The 20631-nt window shown below is 64.6% G+C and carries 22 protein-coding genes; 12 read left to right on the forward strand and 10 right to left on the reverse strand.

Annotated features, from left to right (window positions below):
• Positions 1-1238: UDP-N-acetylmuramate:L-alanyl-gamma-D-glutamyl-meso-diaminopimelate ligase (gene mpl / locus AB3X89_RS36890; RefSeq protein WP_368587621.1), on the reverse strand; the 1238-nt coding region annotated here is incomplete at its 3' end.
• A gap of 187 nt (positions 1239-1425) precedes the next feature.
• On the opposite strand from mpl, the gene AB3X89_RS36895 reads away from it, so the two are divergent.
• From AB3X89_RS36895 to AB3X89_RS36940, 10 genes are all read left to right on the forward strand, one after another.
• Positions 1426-2076, forward strand: a complete 651-nt coding sequence (locus AB3X89_RS36895) for a UDP-N-acetylmuramate--alanine ligase (RefSeq protein ID WP_368587622.1) — start codon at positions 1426-1428, stop codon at positions 2074-2076.
• Positions 2077-2095: 19 nt separating this feature from the next.
• Positions 2096-2656, forward strand: a complete 561-nt coding sequence (locus AB3X89_RS36900; RefSeq protein ID WP_368587623.1) for a TlpA family protein disulfide reductase — start codon at positions 2096-2098, stop codon at positions 2654-2656.
• Positions 2657-2864: 208 nt separating this feature from the next.
• Positions 2865-3320 (forward strand): type II 3-dehydroquinate dehydratase, encoded by a 456-nt coding sequence (aroQ, locus tag AB3X89_RS36905; protein WP_368587624.1) that lies wholly within the window; start codon positions 2865-2867, stop codon positions 3318-3320.
• Between the two features lie 78 nt (positions 3321-3398).
• Positions 3399-3866, forward strand: coding sequence for an acetyl-CoA carboxylase biotin carboxyl carrier protein (gene accB / locus AB3X89_RS36910; RefSeq protein WP_176121879.1), 468 nt, complete (start codon positions 3399-3401; stop codon positions 3864-3866).
• 116 nt (positions 3867-3982) lie between these two features.
• A complete protein-coding gene (gene accC / locus AB3X89_RS36915; RefSeq protein ID WP_013090569.1) occupies positions 3983-5347 on the forward strand; it encodes an acetyl-CoA carboxylase biotin carboxylase subunit in 1365 nt (454 codons plus the stop codon).
• Between the two features lie 3 nt (positions 5348-5350).
• Positions 5351-6253 (forward strand): 50S ribosomal protein L11 methyltransferase, encoded by a 903-nt coding sequence (gene prmA / locus AB3X89_RS36920; RefSeq protein ID WP_368587625.1) that lies wholly within the window; start codon positions 5351-5353, stop codon positions 6251-6253.
• Positions 6254-6300: 47 nt separating this feature from the next.
• Positions 6301-7713, forward strand: coding sequence for a zinc-ribbon and DUF3426 domain-containing protein (locus AB3X89_RS36925; protein ID WP_368587626.1), 1413 nt, complete (start codon positions 6301-6303; stop codon positions 7711-7713).
• 72 nt (positions 7714-7785) lie between these two features.
• On the forward strand, positions 7786-8286 hold the full coding sequence (tpx, locus tag AB3X89_RS36930) for a thiol peroxidase (RefSeq protein ID WP_176380931.1): 501 nt from the start codon (positions 7786-7788) through the stop codon (positions 8284-8286).
• Positions 8287-8386: 100 nt separating this feature from the next.
• On the forward strand, positions 8387-9325 hold the full coding sequence (locus AB3X89_RS36935) for a carbohydrate kinase family protein (RefSeq protein WP_368587627.1): 939 nt from the start codon (positions 8387-8389) through the stop codon (positions 9323-9325).
• Between the two features lie 25 nt (positions 9326-9350).
• Positions 9351-9827: a glycine zipper 2TM domain-containing protein gene (locus tag AB3X89_RS36940; protein ID WP_013090574.1), complete on the forward strand. Its 477-nt coding sequence runs from the start codon at positions 9351-9353 to the stop codon at positions 9825-9827.
• Between the two features lie 235 nt (positions 9828-10062).
• On the opposite strand, the gene AB3X89_RS36945 is transcribed toward AB3X89_RS36940, so the two are convergent.
• The 8 genes from AB3X89_RS36945 to AB3X89_RS36980 all read right to left on the reverse strand — a co-directional run bounded on the left by AB3X89_RS36945 (position 10063) and on the right by AB3X89_RS36980 (position 18289).
• Positions 10063-10674 carry a histone H1-like DNA-binding protein gene (locus AB3X89_RS36945; RefSeq protein WP_368587633.1) on the reverse strand — a complete coding sequence of 204 codons (612 nt, stop codon included), beginning with the start codon at positions 10672-10674 and terminating at the stop codon, positions 10063-10065.
• Positions 10675-10703: 29 nt separating this feature from the next.
• Complete coding sequence (locus AB3X89_RS36950; RefSeq protein ID WP_176380933.1) at positions 10704-11021, reverse strand: hypothetical protein; 318 nt, start codon at positions 11019-11021, stop codon at positions 10704-10706.
• An 87-nt stretch (positions 11022-11108) separates the two neighbouring features.
• Entirely contained in the window at positions 11109-12332 is a 1224-nt protein-coding gene (locus tag AB3X89_RS36955; protein WP_176105010.1) for a ribonucleotide-diphosphate reductase subunit beta, read from the reverse strand.
• A gap of 585 nt (positions 12333-12917) precedes the next feature.
• Positions 12918-15917 carry a ribonucleoside-diphosphate reductase subunit alpha gene (locus AB3X89_RS36960; RefSeq protein WP_368587628.1) on the reverse strand — a complete coding sequence of 1000 codons (3000 nt, stop codon included), beginning with the start codon at positions 15915-15917 and terminating at the stop codon, positions 12918-12920.
• A gap of 43 nt (positions 15918-15960) precedes the next feature.
• The gene (locus AB3X89_RS36965) at positions 15961-16095 is read right to left on the reverse strand and encodes a hypothetical protein (protein WP_368587629.1); all 135 of its coding nucleotides are present in this window, start codon (positions 16093-16095) and stop codon (positions 15961-15963) included.
• Positions 16096-16452: 357 nt separating this feature from the next.
• Positions 16453-17049: a 1,6-anhydro-N-acetylmuramyl-L-alanine amidase AmpD gene (ampD, locus tag AB3X89_RS36970; RefSeq protein ID WP_368587630.1), complete on the reverse strand. Its 597-nt coding sequence runs from the start codon at positions 17047-17049 to the stop codon at positions 16453-16455.
• Positions 17046-17357, reverse strand: a complete 312-nt coding sequence (locus AB3X89_RS36975; protein WP_368587631.1) for a PP0621 family protein — start codon at positions 17355-17357, stop codon at positions 17046-17048. Before AB3X89_RS36975 ends, ampD begins: the two co-directional genes overlap by 4 nt.
• A gap of 8 nt (positions 17358-17365) precedes the next feature.
• Positions 17366-18289: an inner membrane protein YpjD gene (locus tag AB3X89_RS36980; RefSeq protein WP_368587632.1), complete on the reverse strand. Its 924-nt coding sequence runs from the start codon at positions 18287-18289 to the stop codon at positions 17366-17368.
• 81 nt (positions 18290-18370) lie between these two features.
• On the opposite strand from AB3X89_RS36980, the gene ffh reads away from it, so the two are divergent.
• Positions 18371-19738 (forward strand): signal recognition particle protein, encoded by a 1368-nt coding sequence (gene ffh / locus AB3X89_RS36985; RefSeq protein WP_176105005.1) that lies wholly within the window; start codon positions 18371-18373, stop codon positions 19736-19738.
• Between the two features lie 158 nt (positions 19739-19896).
• Positions 19897-20448, forward strand: a complete 552-nt coding sequence (locus AB3X89_RS36990) for a hypoxanthine-guanine phosphoribosyltransferase (RefSeq protein ID WP_018437636.1) — start codon at positions 19897-19899, stop codon at positions 20446-20448.
• A gap of 59 nt (positions 20449-20507) precedes the next feature.
• Here AB3X89_RS36990 and AB3X89_RS36995 read toward each other — a convergent pair.
• Positions 20508-20631: transposase (locus AB3X89_RS36995; RefSeq protein WP_199125460.1), on the reverse strand; the 124-nt coding region annotated here is incomplete at its 5' end.

Consider the following 20631-nt stretch of genomic DNA (forward strand, 5'->3'; position numbering starts at 1 on the left):
TCGAGCGGCGCGAGCGCTTCGCCGAGGTTCCAGCCGAGCGCGTCGCGCCCGCTCGGCGCACCGTAGCCGAACACGAGGTCGGCGTCGGCGAGGCTTGCCGGCAGTTGCGCTTTCATCACGCCGAGCTTCATCGTGTTCGAGCGCGGTTCGAGCACCGCGAGAATTCGCGTGTTGTCGCGGCCGACCCGCGCACGCAGCCCGGCCACCGTCGTCTCGATCGCGGTGGGGTGATGCGCGAAGTCGTCATATACGGTCACGCCGTCGACGCTGCCGCGCACTTCCATGCGGCGCTTCACGTTGCGGAAGCTCGACAGCGATTTCGCGGCCTGCGCGGGCGGCACGCCGACGTGGCGCGCGGCGGCGATCGCGGCGAGCGCGTTCATGCGGTTATGTTCGCCCTGCACCTGCCAGTCGACCACGCCGACGCGCTCGCCGCTGTGATAGACGGCAAAGCGTTCGTCGACGGGCACGCCCTGCTCCGCCGGCTGGATCTCCCAGCCACCCTGCACCCCGAAGCGCTCGACCTCGCTCCAGCAGCCGCGCATCAGCACGCGCTCGAGCGCGTCCTCGCGGCCGTTCGTGACGACGCGGCCAAGGCGCGGCACTGTACGGATCAGATGGTGGAACTGCGTTTCGATCGCGGCGAGATCAGGGAAGATGTCGGCGTGATCGAATTCGAGATTGTTCAGTACCGCCGTTTTCGGGCGGTAATGGACGAACTTCGAGCGTTTATCGAAGAATGCGGTGTCGTATTCGTCGGCTTCGATCACGAAGAAGCTCGAATCGGTGAGCCGCGCCGACACGCCGAAGTTCAGCGGCACACCGCCGATCAGAAAGCCCGGATTCAGGCCCGCGTCTTCGAGCAGCCAGGTCAGCATCGAGCTCGTGGTGGTCTTGCCGTGCGTGCCGGCCACGGCCAGCACCCATTTGCCGTTCAGCACGTGCTCGCCGAGCCACTGCGGACCGGACACGTACGGCAGGCCGCGATCCAGAATCGCTTCCATCAGCGGATTCCCGCGCGTGACCACGTTGCCGATCACGAACAGATCCGCGTTCAGGCCGTTCAGCTGTTCCGCGTCGTAGCCCTCGATCAGACGGATGCCTTGGGCCTCGAGCTGCGTGCTCATCGGCGGATAGACGCCGGCGTCGCAGCCGGTCACCGTGTGGCCCGCATTGCGCGCGAGCACCGCGAGTCCGCCCATGAAGGTGCCGCAGATGCCGAGGATGTGGATATGCATAAGCCTGTCGTGCCGTGGGGGCGTTTTTTGCGAGGGATGGGAGGCCGCAGGACGGCCGGAACGACCGTCTGCAAAGGACGCCTATTGTAACCGACACGGCGCGCGCCGCCCCTGCGGGCCACGCCCGGCGCCGCCCCGTCCGGGCCGCCCAGCCGCGTCGCCAGGCCCGATCTAGTATGATGCAGGGATGGTCCGCAAATCACATTTCGATCCGCAACGCGTGCGCGAGGAAATCGCGATCGCGGCTGCGCGCATGATTGCCGAAGACGGTCTGGACTACGCCAGCGCGAAGCGCAAGGCGGCCCGGCAGGTCGTCGGCGAAACCCGTATTGCCGGCGAATGGCTGCCGGACAACGACCAGATCGAAGAAGAAATCCGCGAATATCAATCGCTGTTCCAGGGCGACAGCCAGCCGGCGCTCTTGCGGCGGCTGCGTGTGATCGCGGTCGACTGGATGGAGCGGCTCACGCCGTTCAATCCGTATCTGACGGGCGCGGTACTCGGCGGCACGGCCGGCGAGCATTCGGACGTGCATCTGCAGGTGTTTTGCGACAATCCGAAGGAAGTCGCGATCTACATGCTTAACGCGAATATCCAGTACGACGTGTCGGAAACGCGCCATTTCGCGGGACGTGGCTATGTGGAGACGCTGAGCTTTCTGTGGCGTCCCGCGGACGACCGCAACGCCGAGCCGGTCGGCATCCATGTCGCGCTGTACGAAACGGACGACCTGCGCGGCGCGGTGCGCGCCGACGCACGCGGCCGCACGGCGCGGGCGAACCTGCAGGCGGTACAGGCGCTGCTCGACGGCGACCAGGTGCCATCCTTCACCAATTGATCAGACAGAGCGGAGCACGATGAACACAAGACGTATGCTGGCGGGCGTGGCCGTCGCGCTGCTCGCCGCGGGCGGCGGTGTGCTGGCCAATCACTGGCTCAATCGCGGCGCCGACGTCGCGTACGCGGCGCAGGGTGGGTCACAGCCTGATACCCAGGCGAGTCCCGTCCAGCAGCTGTGGAGTGCGCCGGTCACGAATGTCGACGGCAAGCCGCAGTCGCTGAGCATGCTCAAGGGCCACCCTATCGTCGTCAACTTCTGGGCGTCGTGGTGTGGCCCGTGCGTCGAGGAAATGCCTGAGCTGTCGCAGATCCAGCGCGAATACGCGAAGAAAGGCATCCAGTTCGTCGGTCTCGGCGTCGACTCGGAAAAGAACATCCAGACCTTCCTGCAGAAGGTCAAGGTCGCGTACCCGATCTACGTGACCGGTTTCGGCGGCGCCGACCTCGCGCGCGCGTTCGGCAACAATGCGGGCGGCTTGCCGTTTACCGTCGTGATCGACGCAAAAGGCAACATCCGCTCGACAAAATTGGGCCAGATCGACCCCGCGGCCCTGCGTCAGACGCTCGACACGCTATAAATTTCCCGATTTCTGACGCTGCGCTTTTTGGCGCCCGCTTGCGTGCAGAACGAGCGAAAATGCGCGGATAATCCCCGATTTTGAGTGAAGTTCGGCTCACGGCTGTGCGGCGGCCCGCCCCGGCCGTCGCCGCGTACGCGCGCGAAACTAGACAAGTTTCTCTAATCAGCGCTAAAGTGCGCGCAATTCCACGGAAAAAGAAGCGACCATGACGCGCCTGCTGGTACTGCACGGACCCAACCTCAACCTTCTCGGCACCCGGGAACCCGAGGTCTACGGTCGCGTGACCCTGCCGCAGATCGATCAGGCGCTGGCGGACCGTGCAGCCGATGCGGGCGTCGAATTCGCATCATTCCAGAGCAATCACGAAGGCGCGCTGGTCGACCGCATTCAGGCGGCCCGCACCGAGCAAACCGATTTCATCCTGATCAATCCCGCCGCGTACACGCACACGAGCGTGGCCATTCGGGACGCACTAGCGGGGGTCGGCATCCCGTTCGTCGAGGTTCATCTTTCGAACGTGCATCGCCGGGAACCGTTCAGGCATCACTCGTATTTCTCCGACCAGGCAGAGGGCGTGATTTGCGGCCTCGGCTGGAAGGGGTATCTGTACGCGCTCGAATTCGCGCTCGACCGGCTCGCCGCTGGTTCGTCGCGCGGCTGAATCCAAACACGTCCAATTTGAGCCGGCTACTGCACCTTTGCATACGCCGGCACACTACGCATTGAAAGGGGCACCCTGATGGATCTACGTAAACTCAAAACTCTGATCGACCTGGTCTCGGAGTCCGGTATTTCCGAACTCGAAGTGACCGAGGGCGAAGGCAAGGTCCGCATCGTCAAGAATGCGCCGCCGGTTTACGTCCAACCGTCCGCCTCGTACGCCGCACCGCAATTCCCGCAAGCCGCGCCGGCAGCAGTCGAAGCGCCGGCCGCCGCGAACGCTCCGGCCACGCCGGCCGCCGCCGCGCCGCAAGGTCACGTCGTCACCTCGCCGATGGTCGGCACGTTCTACCGCGCGCCGTCGCCGGGTGCCGATCCGTTCGTGCAGGTTGGCGACACGGTCAAGGAAGGCCAGACCATCTGCATCATCGAAGCGATGAAGCTGCTCAACGAGATCGAAGCGGACAAGTCGGGCGTGGTCAAGGAGATCCTCGTCGAAAACGGCCAGGCGGTCGAGTACGGCCAACCGCTGTTCGTGGTCGGCTAACGCGGCACGCACCATTCGCCGCCCGCGCGCCGCTCGTCCCGAGGCGCGCGACCGATCCTCTGCGGCAGCCGGCGTCGTGACCGACCCGGCGCCCATTGATGAGTCGAAAACCCGCTATGTTTGAAAAAATCCTCATTGCCAATCGTGGCGAGATCGCGCTTCGTATCCAGCGCGCCTGCCGCGAGCTCGGCGTCAAGACGGTCGTCGTCTACTCGGAAGCCGACAAGGAAGCCAAGTACGTGAAGCTCGCCGACGAGGCGGTCTGCATCGGCCCGGCCCCGTCGAATCTGAGCTATCTGAACATGCCCGCGCTGATCAGCGCGGCCGAAGTGACCGACGCCGAAGCGATCCACCCCGGCTACGGCTTCCTGTCGGAGAACGCCGACTTCGCCGAGCGCGTCGAGCAGTCCGGCTTCACCTTCATCGGCCCGCGTCCGGAAACGATCCGCATGATGGGCGACAAGGTCACGGCCAAGCAGACCATGATCAAGACCGGCGTGCCTTGCGTGCCCGGTTCGGAAGGCGCACTGCCGGACGATCCGAAGGAGATCGTGAAGATCGCCCGACAGATCGGCTATCCGGTCATCATCAAGGCAGCGGGCGGCGGCGGCGGCCGCGGCATGCGCGTGGTCCATACGGAAGCGGCGCTCGTCAACGCGGTCAACATGACCCGCGAGGAAGCCGGCCGCGCGTTCGGCAACCCGCAGGTCTACATGGAGAAATTCCTCGAGAACCCGCGGCACATCGAAATCCAGGTGCTCGCCGACTCGTTCAAGAATGCCGTGTGGCTCGGCGAGCGCGACTGCTCGATGCAACGCCGTCACCAGAAAGTGATCGAGGAAGCGCCGGCGCCGGGCATCGCGCGCCGTCTGATCGACCGGATCGGCGATCGTTGCGCGGATGCGTGCAAGAAGATGGGCTATCTCGGCGCGGGCACCTTCGAGTTCCTGTACGAAAACGGCGAGTTCTACTTCATCGAGATGAACACGCGCGTGCAGGTCGAGCATCCGGTGACCGAACTGATCACCGGTGTCGACATCGTGCAGGAACAGATCCGCATCGCGGCCGGCGAGAAGCTCGCGTTCCGTCAGCGCGACATCCAGTTCCGCGGCCATGCGATCGAATGCCGGATCAACGCCGAAGATCCGTTCAAGTTCACGCCGTCGCCGGGACGCCTGACGTCGTGGCATATGCCGGGCGGCCCCGGCATCCGCGTCGATTCGCACGCCTACAATGGTTATTTCGTGCCGCCGAACTATGATTCGATGATCGGCAAGCTGATTGCTTACGGCGCCACGCGCGAACAGGCGATCAGCCGGATGCGTATCGCGTTGTCGGAAATGGTGGTCGAAGGCATTCAGACCAACATCCCGCTGCACCGCGAGCTGATGCTCGACGCGAAGTTCGTCGAAGGCGGCACCAGCATCCATTACCTCGAAAACCGGCTGGCCGCGCGTCAGCAGGTCGCGGAAGAAGCGTAAGTCATGAGTTATCGGGAACTGGTCGCCGAACTGGCGCGCGAGCACGCGGAGGAGTTCTCCGACGCGCTGCTCGAGCTGGGCGCGCTGTCCGTGTCGGTTGAAGATGCCGACGCCGACACGCCCGACGAGCAGCCGCTGTTCGGCGAGCCCGGTCTCACGCCGGATCGCACGGCATGGCAGCATTCGCGCGTGATCGCCCTGCTCGCGCCGGAGCACGATCCGGCCGTGCTGCTGACCGCCGCGGCCAACGAAATCGGACTCGATGCCGCGCCGGCCTATACCGTGCGCGAGGTCGAGGAGCAGGACTGGGTGCGGCTCACGCAGTCGCAGTTCGATCCGATTCAGATCGGCGAGCGCATCTGGGTGGTGCCGTCGTGGCACGATGCGCCGGACCCTGACGCGCTCGTGCTCGAACTCGATCCGGGCCTCGCGTTCGGCACCGGCAGCCACCCCACCACGCGCCTATGCATGGAGTGGATCGAACATGCGATCAAGCCCGGCCAGTCCGTGCTCGACTACGGCTGCGGCTCGGGCATCCTCGCGATTCTCGCGAAGAAGTGCGGCGCCGATCCGGTGATCGGCATCGACATCGATCCGCAGGCGGTCGAATCGGCGCGTCACAATAGCGAGCGCAACCACGCCGACGTCACCTATGGCCTGCCCGATGCCTGCCCGGCCGGCGAATTCGACGTGGTGGTCGCGAACATTCTGTCGAATCCGCTGAAGCTGATGGCGTCGATGTTGTCGTCGAAGGTGAAGCCGGGCGGCCGCATCGCACTGTCGGGGATTCTCGCGCGCCAGGCCGACGAAGTCGCGCAGGTCTACGCCCGCTGGATCGACATCAGCGTGTGGCGCGAACATGAAGGTTGGGTGTGCCTCGCCGGAACGCGCCGCGAAAGCAATTAGAATAAGGCATATTGTCAACCTAACGGCCTCTGGCTCAACGGCTCGATATGCACCTGGCGACGCGTTGCCCCTTCTGCGAAACTGTTTTCCGTCTGCAACCGGCGCAGCTTGCACAGCGCCGCGGCCTCGTGCGGTGCGGGCATTGTCAGGAAGTCTTCGACGCATCGAGCAGTCTGTTCGACGTCTCCGAAGGCGGCGATTTTTCGAACGCCAAACCGGTTGCCGCCGCGGCGGCGATCGAAGCGCTGTCGGGAGTGCGGCAACCAGGCTCGGATTTCAGCAGCGACGCATGGGCCCCGAGCGCGCTGGCTCCGGAACAGGACTCCACCAGCATTTCCCGCAGCACGCTCGACTCCCGTTTGCGCGACCACGCGAGCAGCGTGCCGCTCGCGCCGCTGTCGCTCGGCGGCACCGAGCACGCAACCGTCACGTCGGGCACGCCGCGTCAGGCGACCGAACCTGAACTGCGCGCTGGCGCTTCCCCGGCGCCGCTCTCCCCGGACGATGAGCCGACGCTGGCCGACGCGCCGCTCGAACCGTTCGCCTATCCCGCCGACGACGCGGTCGATGAACCGCCTGTCGCCCCGCCCTCCGCGCCTGCTGCCCCACCGCGAGTCGACAACGAAGCGCCACGCGTCTGGCACAAGGTCGAACGCCCCGAGCCGTCCATGCTCGACGAACCCGCGCGGCGTGAGCCGGCAAACCTTCATGGCATGCGCGACAACGAACCGCACTTCGGCGCGGCCGGCGTAGGCGCGGCCGGCTTAGGTGCGGCCGGCGTAGGTGCGGCCGGCGTAGGTGCGGCCGGCTTCGGCGCCGCCGCAGGCGCTGCCGGCGCCGGTGGTCCCGGCGGCCCGCGCCCGCCGGGAGGCCCGGCGCCCGCCCCATCGAGCGGCGAGCCGTTCTCGGTCAATCCTCCGATCAGCGCTGGCGACGATCCGTTTCCGGTTATGCGCGAAACCCGCCCGGTGGACGCCGGCCGCGTCGGCTGGATCGTCGCCGGCGTGGTGCTCGCCGCGCTGCTCGTCAGTGCGCTGCTCGCGCAACTCGCGTGGTGGCAACGCGAGACCATCATGGTCAACGTGCCGCGCTCGCAGATCCTGTATGCGCAAGCCTGCGCGCACCTCGGCTGTCAGCTGACGCCGCCGCACGACATCGAAGGCTTGCTGGTCGAGCCCTCCGATCTGCGGCAGATCGACGGCCCGCACAAGCTCGAACTGAAGATGCCGCTGCACAACCGCCTGAACATCGCGCTCGCCTACCCGGCGATCGAACTCACGCTGCTCGACGATCAGAACAACGTCGCGGTGCGGCGCGTGCTATGGCCGCAGGATTACGTGCCACCGGGCACCGTGATCGCGGCCGGCCTGCCCGCGCACGCGACACAGACGATGATCGTGCACCTCGACACCGGCACCGCGATCGCCTCCAATTTCCGTGTACAGATCTTTTATCCGTAACGCACCCTCGCGCGCCCGCTCCCGAGCGGGCGCATCATTGTCGTCACTGACGCCCTTTTCGGAGCACAACACATGAGTCAAGTCACGCTGGGTGGCAACCCGATCGAAGTAAGCGGCACTTTCCCGTCGGTCGGCCAGCAGGCCGCCGCGTTCTCGCTGGTCGGCCGCGACCTGAAGCCGCTGACGCTCGCCGACTTCGCCGGCAAGCGCAAGGTGCTCAACATCGTCCCGAGTCTCGACACGCCGACCTGCGCAACGTCGACGCGCAAGTTCAACGAAGCCGCCGCGAAGCTCAGCAACACGGCAGTGATTGTGGTGTCGGGCGACCTGCCGTTCGCGGCGTCGCGCTTCTGCACGACCGAGGGCATCGAGAACGTGGTGACCGCGTCGACGTTCCGCGGCCACGAGTTCGCGCAAGCGTACGGCGTCGATGTGACGAGCGGTCCGCTGACCGGCCTGACCGCGCGCGCGGTCGTCGTGCTGGACGAGAACGACAAGGTCTTGCACGCCGAGCTGGTCGGCGAGATCAAGAACGAACCGAACTACGACGCAGCGCTCGCCGCGCTGAAGTAAGCCCTCTCGCTCGCGAACGACGGCGCCGCGCCTCGCGTGGCGCCGTCGGCGCGGCGCGTCTGTCTTCCTATCCCACCGTTTTCATACAGGAACGCTCGCCTTGGCTACGCTCATCTGCGGCTCGCTCGCGTACGACAACATCATGACCTTCGAAGGCCGCTTTCGGGAGCACATCCTGCCGGAGCAGGTCCACATCCTGAACGTAAGCTTTCTCGTGCCGACCATGCGTCGCGAGTTCGGCGGTTGCGCGGGCAACATCGCGTATGCGCTGAATCTGCTCGGCGGCGACGCGCGCATCATGGGCGCGATCGGCGCCGTCGACGCGCAGCTTTATCTGGACCGGCTCGCGGAGCTCGGCCTGTCGACGGAAAACGTGCTCGTCGTGCCCGACACCTACTCGGCGCAGGCGATGATCACGACCGACCTCGAGAACAACCAGATCACCGCGTTCCATCCGGGCGCGATGATGCAGTCGCATCAGAACCGCGCCGACGAAGTGAAGGGCTTGACGCTCGGCATCGTCGCGCCGGACGGCTATGACGGCATGGTTCAACACTCCGAGCAGCTGGCCGCCGCAGGCGTGCCGTTCATCTTCGATCCGGGCCAGGGCTTGCCGCTGTTCGACGGCGAGACGCTGCGGCGCGTCATTGAACTTGCTACCTATGTAGCGGTCAACGATTACGAAGCCGCGCTGGTGAGCAATAAGACCGGCTGGTCGATCGAGCAGATCGCCAGCAAGGTCGATGCGCTGATCATCACGCTCGGCGAGAAGGGTGCTCAGATCCATCACGGCGGCGCTATCGAAGAAATCCCGGCGGTCAAGGCCAGGCGGGTGCTCGATCCCACCGGTTGCGGCGACGCATTTCGCGGCGGCTTGCTCTACGGTATCGAGAAGGGCCTCGGTTGGGCAACCACCGGCCGTCTCGCCAGCCTGATGGGCGCACTGAAGATCGAGCATCAGGGCCCGCAAAACTACGCGCCCAGCCGGGCGGAAATCAACGAGCGGTTCAAGCAGGCCTTCGGATACGACCTGCACTGATATCGCGTGCTATGGGAGTTTGGGAATGAGAACCTCGAGTCGCCTGATCGTCGCCACCTTGATCGCCGGTTCGCTGGCCATGTCGGGGTGTGCGGTCAACAGCAGCTCTCCCGACGTTTTCACCGCTTCGCAGGCGCAGCGTGAACAGACGGTGCGCATGGCCACGGTGGAAAGCGTGCGCGCGGTCCGAATCAGCACGAACGAAGGTCAGCCGATCGGCATCGGCGCACTCGGCGGCGCGGCGCTCGGCGCGCTCGCTGGCACTGCGTTCGGCGGCGGACGTGGCCAGGTCGCGACGGGTATCGTCGGCGGCATCGGCGGTGCGGTCGCCGGCAATGCGATCGAAAACCGTGTGGCGATGCGCGACGGCATCGAAATCACCGTGCGGCTCGACAACGGCGACATGCGCGCCATCACCCAAACTGCCACCGGCGAAATCTTCCGCGCCGGCGATCGCGTGAGGCTGCTGTCGAGTGGCGGCGTCACGCGCGTCACGCACTAAGCGCAGTTCCCCCTCCCGCGCGGCCGCGCGTAGTTCAGCGCCGCGACGACGACATCACACGCATGCGCCCTCCCGGGTCCATGCGTGTTTTTCTTTCCGGGCGACAGGCAAAAAAAAACCCGCCACCGGCACACCGGTAACGGGACATTGACCGGGTGGCGCTCGCAACAGCTCGAGCACGACCCGGTCATCCGACACATCGTTCGATGTGTCGACGTACTGCTACAGCTACTGCTTACGGACGGCTGCCCGTCGGGAACGGCCATGCCGCTGCCGGGTTCAGCGCGGTCTTCACCGTCGCCGCCGGTGCGCTCGAGACAGCAGGCGCAGCGGGAGCAGGCGCGGCCTTCTTGGCGACAGCCTTCTTCGCAGGGGCAGCCTTCTTCGCAGGTGCAGCGGCCTTCTTCGCGGCAGCCTTCTTGGCAGGTGCAGCTTTCTTGGCTGCAGCCTTTTTCGCAGGCGCGGCCTTCTTGGCAGCGGTCTTCTTCGCCGCGGTCTTCTTCGCCGGTGCTGCTTTCTTCGCTGCGGTCTTCTTCGCCGGTGCCGCCTTCTTCGCTGCGACCTTCTTCGCTGCGACCTTCTTCACCGCGGCTTTCTTCGCCGGTGCTGCCTTCTTCGCCGCGACCTTCTTGGCTGCAACCTTCTTCGCCGCGACCTTCTTCACTGCGGCTTTCTTCGCCGGTGCTGCCTTCTTCGCCGCGACCTTCTTCGCTGCGACCTTCTTCACTGCGACCTTCTTCGCGGCGACCTTCTTGGCCGGAGCAGCCTTCTTAGCCGGAGCAGCCTTCTTTGCTGCGGTCTTCTTTGCTGCGGTCTTCTTGGCCGCGGCTTTCTTTGCAGTTGCCATCATTTTCTCCTTCAGGTTTTCAGATGAGGTCAGTTCAAACTACACCCTTCGTCAAAACCCGCTTCCCGCGGACGCTTCTCAGGGCGCGCGCTACGAAGCGGGCTATTCATCGGCGTACGCAGGTGCAACGCGCTTACGCTAATGAATGCGGTAAGGCGCGCCGTGCCCCAAGGCACCGCGCGCCAAATCTGGTCGGCGTCGCGAGGCGACGCCGGCAATTGCTTGATCGGGCCGCCGGCAACGACGCCAGCGGCTTTTTCCGGGGGGAAGTTTGCCCATCCCACTGAAGGGTCCGCAAAGTGCCTGTCATGTTTGTGGGCCGTCAAGGCACCGGGCACGCTTTGCATCAGGCCGTTCTGCTCCTAACCCGGGGCGCCGCGGCCACAGGCGGCGGCATCCCCATCAATGAAACCATCCGCGACGCGAATCCCGGCTTACTCCCAGGACAGCGCACCGCCAGTCTGATATTCGATCACTCGCGTCTCGAAGAAATTGCGTTCCTTCTTCAGGTCGATCATCTCGCTCATCCACGGGAACGGGTTTTCCTCGTTCGGGTACAGCGGATCGAGACCGATCTGCTGGCAACGGCGGTTGCAGATGAAGCGCAGATAGCTCTTGAACATCGACGCGTTCAGGCCGAGCACACCGCGCGGCATCGTGTCTTCGGCGTAGCGGTATTCGAGCTCGACCGCCTGCTGGAAGATCGCGCGAATTTCGGCGCGGAACTCAGCCGTCCACAGGTGCGGGTTTTCGAGTTTGATCTGGTTGATCAGGTCGATGCCGAAGTTGCAGTGCATCGACTCGTCGCGCAGGATGTACTGGTACTGCTCCGCCGCGCCGGTCATCTTGTTCTGGCGTCCGAGCGCCAGGATTTGCGTAAAGCCGACGTAGAAGAACAGGCCTTCCATCACACAGGCGAACACGATCAGCGAGCGCAGCAGCGTCTGGTCTGCTTCGAGCGTACCGGTCTTGAAGGCCGGGTCGGTCAGCACGTGGATGTACGGAATCAGGAATTCGTCTTTCGCGCGGATCGACGGGACCTCGTGATACGCGTTGAAGATTTCGCCCTCGTCGAGACCGAGCGACTCGACGATGTACTGGTAAGCGTGCGTGTGGATCGCCTCTTCGAACGCCTGACGCAGCAGGAACTGGCGGCATTCGGGCGCCGTGATGTGGCGGTAGGTGCCCAGCACGATGTTGTTGGCGGCGAGCGAGTCGGCCGTCACGAAGAAGCCCAGGTTGCGCTTGACGATGCGACGCTCGTCTTCGGTCAGCCCGTTCGGGTCTTTCCACAGGGCGATGTCGCGCGACATGTTCACTTCCTGCGGCATCCAGTGGTTGGCGCAACCCGCCAGATACTTTTCCCAGGCCCACTTGTACTTGAACGGCACCAGCTGGTTGACGTCAGTCTGGCCGTTGATGATGCGCTTGTCGGCGACATTGACGCGCGCTTCGGAAGCGGCCGCCGCGTTGGCAGCATGAGCGACGGGAGCAACAGCGATGTCGTTCGCGAAGACTTCTTGAGCGGAGGGAGCATGAGGAGCGGAACGCGTTCCGATTTGCGAACCCACAACCGACCCCGCAGCGTTGCGCAACACGTTCGGTTGCGTCGCGCTCGAGGGAGTTACGGCAGTGATCTCGTCATCCCAGTTGAGCATAAATGTCACCATCAATTTAGAACGGTTTGTACCATCTTTTCACGAGCGATAAAAGAGCTCACTCGCGAAAATTCCTGTTTTCGATTCGCGTTGCTACGTTCATACAACACTTTGTTCGACATGCTGCGTGTGACTCATGCAGTCACGCATCGAGTGACGCGTGATGATCGCGTGTTGAACATGTGTTGCCGAGGTCCTTCGCGAGCTCGAAGAGCAACGTTTCGACACGACGTTTCGTTGCTCTATCTATGTGTATTGCGCAGTGCGTTCGCGGCATCCGCCGACCGGTCGATGGACCGGTCGATGCCGCGCGAATCGCTCATCGCGAGAGTCGGCGGTGAGCCGTGTTGAGCATGTTGCGTCAGCGTTGGCGGTTGAGGTGCGATGCCATGTCGAGCGATCGTCTGGTGTTGCCAACTGCTGTGTTGCTTCGCTGCATCGACGAGCGGTGAGACATCGATTCTGCTCACCGCTCATCGCCCTGCTTCTACTTCATCGACCGGGCGCGTCGCTCGCCGCCTGCGGGTCATCACCTACGACCCTCGTGTGCAGTTAGCAAGCATCGCTCCCGCTGCTTGCCTCTCGTTACTGGCAAGCCTCGCACTCGTCAAAGCCAGGATCGCCCGGACGCATCATGCAGACCGGACCATCCGCTTCGGGTGCCGCTTCGACTCCGACCGCGGCAGTCGCTGCCGCTGCCTGGAAGCCGCCGCTCACGCCACCCGCCACACCACCCGTCGAGCCGCCCACACCGAAGCCGCCTGCGCCGCCCGAGCCGTCATGCCCCGAGCTCACCGCGTTCAGCGCGCCGTGCGCGACCGTCGACTTCTCGACGTGCGTCGCCGCCATCGTGCGCAGATAGTAGGTGGTCTTCAGACCGCGCAGCCATGCGAGCTTGTAGATCTCGTCGAGCTTCTTGCCCGATGCGCCCGCCATGTAGATGTTCAGCGACTGCGCCTGGTCGATCCACTTCTGACGACGCGAGGCCGACTCGACGAGCCACACCGGATCGACTTCGAACGCGGTCGCATAGATCGCGCGCAGGTCGGCCGGGATGCGGTCGATGCGCGACAGCGTGCCGTCGAAGTACTTCAGGTCGGCGACCATCACTTCGTCCCAAAGGCCGCGCGCCTTCAGGTCGCGCACCAGGTAGTCGTTGACCACCGTAAACTCGCCCGACAGGTTCGACTTCACGTACAGGTTCTGATAGGTCGGCTCGATGCACGCCGACACGCCGATGATGTTCGAGATCGTCGCGGTCGGCGCGATCGCGACACAGTTCGAGTTGCGCATGCCGTAGGTCGCGATGCGCGAGCGCAGCGCCGGCCAGTCCATCGACTCGCTCGAATCGACCTCGACATAACCGCCGCGCGCTTCGGCGAGCAGCGCCACCGAGTCTTGCGGGAGGATGCCGCGATCCCACAGCGAGCCGCGGTAGCTCGAGTAGCGGCCGCGCTCTTCGGCGAGCTCGGTCGATGCGTAGTACGCGTAGTAGCAGACCGCTTCCATCGAGCGATCGGCGAACTCGACCGCTTCGGGCGACGCGTACGGCGTGCGCAGCACGTGCAGGCAGTCCTGGAAGCCCATGATGCCGAGGCCGACCGGACGGTGCTTCAGGTTCGAGTTGCGCGCCTTGGCGACCGCGTAGTAGTTGATGTCGATCACGTTGTCGAGCATGCGCATCGCGACGCTGATCGTGCGCTTGAGCTTGTCGTGGTCGAGCGCCACCGTGCCGTCGGCCTGTTCCTTCAGGTGCGCGACGAGGTTCACCGAGCCGAGGTTACAGACGGCGATTTCGGCGTCGCTCGTGTTCAGCGTGATTTCCGTGCACAGGTTCGACGAGTGGACGACGCCCACGTGCTGCTGCGGCGAGCGCACGTTGCACGGGTCCTTGAACGTGATCCACGGATGGCCGGTTTCGAACAGCATGCCCAGCATCTTGCGCCACAGCTGCGCCGCCGGAAGCTTCTTGAACAGCTTGATCTCGCCGCGCGCGACCTTGTCTTCGTAAGCCGTGTAAGCCGCTTCGAATTCGGCGCCGAACTTGTCGTGCAGATCCGGGCAGGTGGACGGCGAGAACAGGGTCCAGTCGCCGCCTTCCATCACGCGCTTCATGAACAGGTCGGGAATCCAGTTCGCGGTGTTCATATCGTGCGTGCGACGACGGTCGTCGCCGGTGTTCTTGCGCAGCTCCAGGAATTCCTCGATGTCGAGGTGCCACGATTCGAGGTACGCGCACACCGCGCCCTTGCGCTTGCCGCCCTGGTTCACCGCGACCGCCGTGTCGTTGACGACCTTCAGGAACGGCACCACGCCCTGCGACTTGCCGTTGGTACCCTTGATGTGCGAGCCGAGCGCGCGCACACGCGTCCAGTCGTTGCCGAGACCGCCGGCGAACTTCGACAGCAGCGCGTTTTCCTTCAGCGCTTCGTAGATGCCGTCGAGGTCGTCGTCGACCGTGGTCAGGTAGCACGACGACAGCTGCGAGCGGCGCGTACCCGAGTTGAACAGCGTCGGCGTCGAGCTCATGAAGTCGAAGCTCGACAGCACGTTGTAGAACTCGATCGCGCGCGCTTCGCGGTCGATCTCGTTCAGCGACAGACCCATCGCGACACGCATAAAGAATGCCTGCGGCATTTCGATACGCACGTTGTCGTGATGCAGGAAGTAGCGGTCGTACAGCGTCTGCAGACCGAGGTAGCCGAACTGCAGGTCACGGTTCGCGTCGAGCGCGGCGCCCAGACGCTTCAGGTCGAACTGGAGCAGCTTGTCGTCGAGCAGCTCGGCTTGCACGCCGCGCTTGATGAACTGCGGGAAGTACTCGGCGTAGCGCTCGCCCATCTCGGCTTGCGTGACTTCTTCTTCGAGGATCTCGCGGCGGATCGTGTGCAGCAGGATGCGCGCGGTGACCTGGCTATAGGCCGGGTCCTTCTCGATCATCGTGCGGGCAGCGAGGATGGCCGAGTCGTAGACCTGGCTCATCGGTACGCCGTCGTACAGGTTCTTCACCGTTTCCGCGACGATCGGCTCGGCGCTCACCGCGTCGCCGAGGTTCGCGCAGGCGGACTCGATGATGCCGCGCAGCGCGGCCATGTCGAGCGGACGCGTGATGCCGTTGTCGGTCACGTTCAGGCCCGGGGTGCTCGCGGCATCTGCATGGTCGTCATGCGCGCGCGCCTGGTTGCGCTTCTCGCGATACAGCACGTAAGCACGCGCGACGTTGTGCTCGCCGCCGCGCATCAGCGCGAGTTCGACCTGATCCTGAATGTCTTCGATATGGAACGTGCCGCCGTTCGGACGGCTGCGCACCAGCGCGCGCACCACGTTCTGCGTGAGTTGCTCGACCAGTTCGCGCACTCGCGCCGACGCCGCGCCCTGACCACCGTTGACGGCGAGGAACGCCTTCGTCACGGCGATCGCGATTTTCGACGGCTCGAACGACACCACGGTGCCGTTGCGGCGGATCACCTTGTAGTCGGCGTAGCTCGCTTGCGGCGCGAGCGACTGTGCGCCTTGAGTCTGGCCGAAAGCCTGGCCAGTCGGTGAGCCCTCGTACCGGGTGGTCACGTTGTCGGTGGTTTGCATGTGCAAAGCTCCTGGTCTTGGAAATGGCGGCGAGTGCCGCGGATTAAAACGAACGCCGCGCCGCCGCGTGCGCGAGCGATGAGGTGCAGGAAAGCCGGCTCTGCCGGTTGGCGGGATGCAACTGCGAGGAAGCCTGGTTCGATTTGATGACGGTCTTCATCGGGTCGGTCGCGATCACTGGCTGGTCCTTTCCTGAATGCTTCTGGATGCGGCCGGAGATCCCCCACCGGCTGCGCCCCCAGGAATTTTTCTTCGCTGTCTGGAATGCTTGCGGCGCCGTGCTCGGGGAGCGGGGCGCCGCTTACTTATCCACTCTTATTCACTCGGTTATGCACATGGTTATTCACAGCACAACACAAGATATAGTGCGAAACTCAGTTGTCGGCACCAAGTATAGTGGAGATTCGAGACAGGTCAAACCGTTTTATTTGCGTTCGAAGTCTTGACTTTTGCGTTGCGCGACGCGCATTAGCTCCCCGGAGAAGCAGGCTGCGCCTCGTTCTCTGCGGATCACGCAAGATCGTGCGAAGGGGGATTACCGCGTTTCGGAAAACTTGAGATAGGGGAAATACCGACCGTCCAGCGACGTGTCGTGTTGCAGCCGCGGCCACTCGAAATGTGGACCGGGATCGGTCTTGCGACCGGGTGCGATGTCGGAGTGTCCGGCAAGCGCGTCGATCGGATAGCGCGCCTTCAGTGCGCTCACCAGCGCGGCGAGCGTGCAATATTGCGCCGCTTCGAAGGCGGTGGTGTCGCTGCCTTCGAGCTCGATGCCGATCGAGAAATCATTGCAGCGCTCGCGGCCGAAAAAATTCGACGGCCCCGCGTGCCACGCGCGTTCATTGCACGACACGAACTGCTCGAGCGCGCCGTCGCGATGAATCACGAAATGCGCGGACACACGCACGCCGCGCAGATGCGTGTCGTAGTACGGGTGGGCGTCGCAGTCGAGCGTGTTCTGGAACAGCTCGGCAATCGCGGTGCCGCCGAACTCGTTCGGCGGCAGACTGATGTTGTGAACGACGATCAGCGTCGGAACCGCGCCTTGCGGCCGCGCTTCGAAGTTCGGCGAGGGGAGCTTGCGTGCGGCGGGGACCCAACCGTCGGCATCGACGGTGAAGACGTTGCTCATCGGGCGTCGCGGCCGCTCGGACGCGCGCTGTGACGCTGCGCGTGCGCGGCGCAGCAGAACGCCTGCCCCGCGACGTTGACCGAGTCGCTCTTCGGTGCATGCACGCCGCACTCGACGCAGCGAATCATCGGTTCGGCGAGCTGCGGCTGTTGTCCATTCGAAGAACGCGCGCCGCCATTCGCGGCGCCGTCGCCGTTGGCACCGCGCGCGCCGGTGCGTTGCGCGGATTGCGCGTCGTGGCGGCGCACCGCCTTCACGAGCCACTGACCGACGATGAACAGCAGAATCAGCAAAAAGATTTGTCGCATGGGGACGCTCACACTACAGGCCGGTGCAACAGCACCTCTAAAACGAAACGGCTGCCGACGTACGCGAGCAACAGCGCGACGAACGAGGCCAGCACCCAGCGCAATGCCGCACGACCGCGCCAGCCGGACACCTTGCGCGCGGTCAGCAGCGCGCCGAACATCACCCACGAAAGAATCGCGAACACAGTTTTGTGATCGAGCCGCAACGCGCGGTCGAGCAGCTGCTCGCTGAACAGGATGCCCGACAGCAGCGTCAGCGTGAGCAGCACGAAGCCGGCGCCGATCAGACGAAACAGGAGCTTCTCGAGCGTGAGCAGCGGCGGCAGCGTGTCGAGCCAGCTCGACCACCAGCCGTTGCCCGACGCCGCATGTCGCTGCGCAAGAGCGCCGCGCATCGAATGCAAACGCCGCTCGATCGCCAGCATCAGCACCGCGTGCAGCGCCGCGATCGCGAACAGACCGTACGCGATGTTCGCGATCAGGAAGTGCAGCTTGAACATCGGCGCGGCCGCATACGGCAGCACGCGCACGCCGCCGAACGCAAGCGGCAGCAGCGATGCGACGCACGCGAGCGGCAACACCAGCAGGCGCAGTCCGTCGAGCGGGAAGAAGAAGCTTTCGATCCAGTAGATGCCGGCGCCGAGCCAGAACATTGCCGACAGCGCGAACGCGAAGCCGAACACCATCGCGTTCTGCGGGAAGATCGTGGTATGCAGCAGTACGCCGTGAGCGAGCAGCGCGACGAATAACAGCGCGCGCCCGGGCGCGCTCATGCCGGAGGCCAACAGAGCGCCCGCGTGGGCGGCTTGATCGGGCAGCGGCGGCACGCTCTCGAGCAACGGACGCACTGCGGCGTGCCGGTGCGAACGCCAGCCGGCCACGGCAAGACCGCCGTAGAGAAGCGCGGTGAGGGCATACAGTACAATATCCATATTCGAAGTTTACACTAGGGCCCTTCCCCGCGACGCCTTCCGCTTCGCGCGCTGCGCGGGCCCCACCGTTCATCGCTCCCCATGCTCGACAATCTGACTCAACGGATGGCGCGCGTCGTCAAGACGCTGCGCGGCGAAGCCCGGCTCACCGAGGCGAACACCCAGGAAATGCTGCGCGAGGTGCGTCTCGCACTGCTCGAGGCCGACGTGGCGCTGCCCGTCGTGCGTGAGTTCATCGCGAAGGTCAAGGAGAAGGCGCTCGGCGAGGAGGTGATCGCCAGCCTGTCGCCGGGTCAGGCGCTCGTCGGCGTGGTGCAGCGCGAGCTGACCGCGGTGATCGGTGGTGATTACGAAGGCAAGGCCTCCGAGCTCAATCTCGCCGTTACGCCGCCCGCGATCATCCTGATGGCGGGTCTGCAGGGCGCCGGTAAAACGACCACGGTCGGCAAGCTCGCGAAGCTGCTGCGCGAGAAGTACAAGAAGAAGGTGCTGACGGTCTCGTGCGACGTCTATCGTCCCGCCGCTATCGCGCAGCTGAAAACGGTGACCGAGCAGGTCGGTGCGGACTTCTTCCCGTCGGAGCCGAACCAGAAGCCGGTCGACATCGCGCGCGCCGCGGTCGACTGGGCCAAGCGCCACTATCACGACGTGCTGCTCGTCGACACGGCCGGCCGTCTTGGTATCGACGAAGCGATGATGCAGGAAATCGCCGCGCTGCACGCCGAGCTGAAGCCGGCTGAAACGCTGTTCGTCGTCGACGCGATGCTCGGTCAGGACGCGGTCAACACCGCGAAGGCGTTCAGCGACGCGCTGCCGCTCACCGGCGTCGTGCTGACCAAGCTCGACGGTGATTCGCGCGGCGGCGCGGCGCTGTCGGTGCGTCACGTGACGGGCAAGCCGGTCAAGTTCGTGGGCGTCGCCGAAAAGCTCGACGGCCTCGAAGTGTTCCACCCGGACCGCATGGCGAGCCGGATTCTCGGCATGGGCGACATTCTTGCGCTCGTCGAGGAAGCGCAGCGCGGCGTCGACGTGCAAGCCGCGCAGAAGCTCGCCGACAAGGTCAAGAAAGGCGGCGACTTCGATCTCAACGATTTCCGCGCGCAGCTCTCGCAAATGAAGGGCATGGGCGGCTTGTCGTCGCTGATGGACAAGCTGCCCGCGCAGTTCCAGCAGGCCGCCGCCGGCGCCGACATGAGCCAGGCCGAGAAGCAGATGCGCCGCATGGAAGGCATCATCAACTCGATGACGCCAGCCGAGCGCGCCAAACCCGAGCTGATCAAGGCGACCCGCAAGCGCCGCATCGCCGCCGGCGCGGGCGTGCAGGTACAGGAAGTAAACCGCATGCTGAACCAGTACGAACAGATGCGCACGATGATGAAGAAGCTCAAGGGCGGCAACCTGCAGAAGATGATGCGCGGCATGAAAGGCATGATGCCCGGCATGCGCTAAGCTTGATGGGACCGGCGCGCGCTCGCGCCGATGCGCAGCGTGGCTGACTTCGGCATCGTGCGGGTTTATTCTGTAGCGCATCGCGTCGTCCCTCGCGTGAACGTCCCTCGGGATGTTGCCACTCACACTATGTATACAGTTATCGGCCGTCAGACGTCATGAACCGCGAAGAAGCCCTACAGATTTTTCAACATTCCGAAGAGATCGTTTCGGCCTCGGACGTCACCGCGTCGATCGCCCGCATGGCGGCCGCCATCCGCGACGAGATGAGCGAGGACTTCCCGCTCGTGCTGTCGGTGATGGGCGGCGCCGCGGTGTTCACCGGCATGCTGCTGCCGCACCTCGATTTCCCGCTCGAGTTCGACTACATCCACCTGACGCGCTACCGCAACACGACCAAGGGCAGCAACGAGATGCAATGGCGCGTCGCGCCGGCCGAGTCGGTCAAGGATCGCGTGGTGCTCGTGCTCGACGACATCCTCGACGAAGGCGAGACGATGGCCGCGATCCGCGACCGCATCCTCGCGATGGGTGCGAAGCGCTTCCTGTCCGCGGTGCTGTGCGAGAAGATCATTCCGAAGGCGAAGCCGCTGCGCCCCGATTACTGCGGCTTCGAAGTGCCGGACCGGTACGTGTTCGGCTGCGGGATGGACGCGAAGGGTTACTGGCGCAACCTGCCGACCATTCGGGCGTTGACCGAGGGGGCGTGAGCGGCGCGTCCGCGTACCGGCGAAAAAAAAAGCAGCCCGCCAGGCTGCTTTTTTTAGGTTCATCGAGGATTTCCGGGGAACGCGGCGCGGATTTTGAGGAAGAAGTACTCCTCGTCGCGGTACCCGTAAGCTCTGCGCTTGATGACCTTGATCGTGTTGTTGATCCCTTCAACGATGCTGGTG

Origin of the sequence: Paraburkholderia sp. BR14320 (assembly GCF_040948665.1) — a bacterium.
GTDB lineage: Bacteria > Pseudomonadota > Gammaproteobacteria > Burkholderiales > Burkholderiaceae > Paraburkholderia > Paraburkholderia youngii.

Excerpts from the sequence above, each read along its gene's own strand:
- aroQ (WP_368587624.1), top strand. The coding sequence starts at position 2,865 with ATGACGCGCCTGCTGGTACTGCACGGACCCAACCTCAACCTTCTCGGC.
- AB3X89_RS36950 (WP_176380933.1), bottom strand. The coding sequence starts at position 11,021 with ATGCAAAGCGTGCCCGGTGCCTTGACGGCCCACAAACATGACAGGCAC.
- AB3X89_RS36980 (WP_368587632.1), bottom strand. The coding sequence starts at position 18,289 with ATGGATATTGTACTGTATGCCCTCACCGCGCTTCTCTACGGCGGTCTT.
- AB3X89_RS36990 (WP_018437636.1), top strand. The coding sequence starts at position 19,897 with ATGAACCGCGAAGAAGCCCTACAGATTTTTCAACATTCCGAAGAGATC.
- ffh (WP_176105005.1), top strand. The coding sequence starts at position 18,371 with ATGCTCGACAATCTGACTCAACGGATGGCGCGCGTCGTCAAGACGCTG.
- AB3X89_RS36925 (WP_368587626.1), top strand. The coding sequence starts at position 6,301 with ATGCACCTGGCGACGCGTTGCCCCTTCTGCGAAACTGTTTTCCGTCTG.
- accB (WP_176121879.1), top strand. The coding sequence starts at position 3,399 with ATGGATCTACGTAAACTCAAAACTCTGATCGACCTGGTCTCGGAGTCC.
- AB3X89_RS36955 (WP_176105010.1), bottom strand. The coding sequence starts at position 12,332 with ATGCTCAACTGGGATGACGAGATCACTGCCGTAACTCCCTCGAGCGCG.
- AB3X89_RS36945 (WP_368587633.1), bottom strand. The coding sequence starts at position 10,674 with ATGGCAACTGCAAAGAAAGCCGCGGCCAAGAAGACCGCAGCAAAGAAG.
- AB3X89_RS36900 (WP_368587623.1), top strand. The coding sequence starts at position 2,096 with ATGAACACAAGACGTATGCTGGCGGGCGTGGCCGTCGCGCTGCTCGCC.
- AB3X89_RS36940 (WP_013090574.1), top strand. The coding sequence starts at position 9,351 with ATGAGAACCTCGAGTCGCCTGATCGTCGCCACCTTGATCGCCGGTTCG.
- AB3X89_RS36960 (WP_368587628.1), bottom strand. The coding sequence starts at position 15,917 with ATGCAAACCACCGACAACGTGACCACCCGGTACGAGGGCTCACCGACT.
- prmA (WP_368587625.1), top strand. The coding sequence starts at position 5,351 with ATGAGTTATCGGGAACTGGTCGCCGAACTGGCGCGCGAGCACGCGGAG.
- ampD (WP_368587630.1), bottom strand. The coding sequence starts at position 17,049 with ATGAGCAACGTCTTCACCGTCGATGCCGACGGTTGGGTCCCCGCCGCA.
- accC (WP_013090569.1), top strand. The coding sequence starts at position 3,983 with ATGTTTGAAAAAATCCTCATTGCCAATCGTGGCGAGATCGCGCTTCGT.
- AB3X89_RS36895 (WP_368587622.1), top strand. The coding sequence starts at position 1,426 with ATGGTCCGCAAATCACATTTCGATCCGCAACGCGTGCGCGAGGAAATC.
- AB3X89_RS36975 (WP_368587631.1), bottom strand. The coding sequence starts at position 17,357 with ATGCGACAAATCTTTTTGCTGATTCTGCTGTTCATCGTCGGTCAGTGG.
- tpx (WP_176380931.1), top strand. The coding sequence starts at position 7,786 with ATGAGTCAAGTCACGCTGGGTGGCAACCCGATCGAAGTAAGCGGCACT.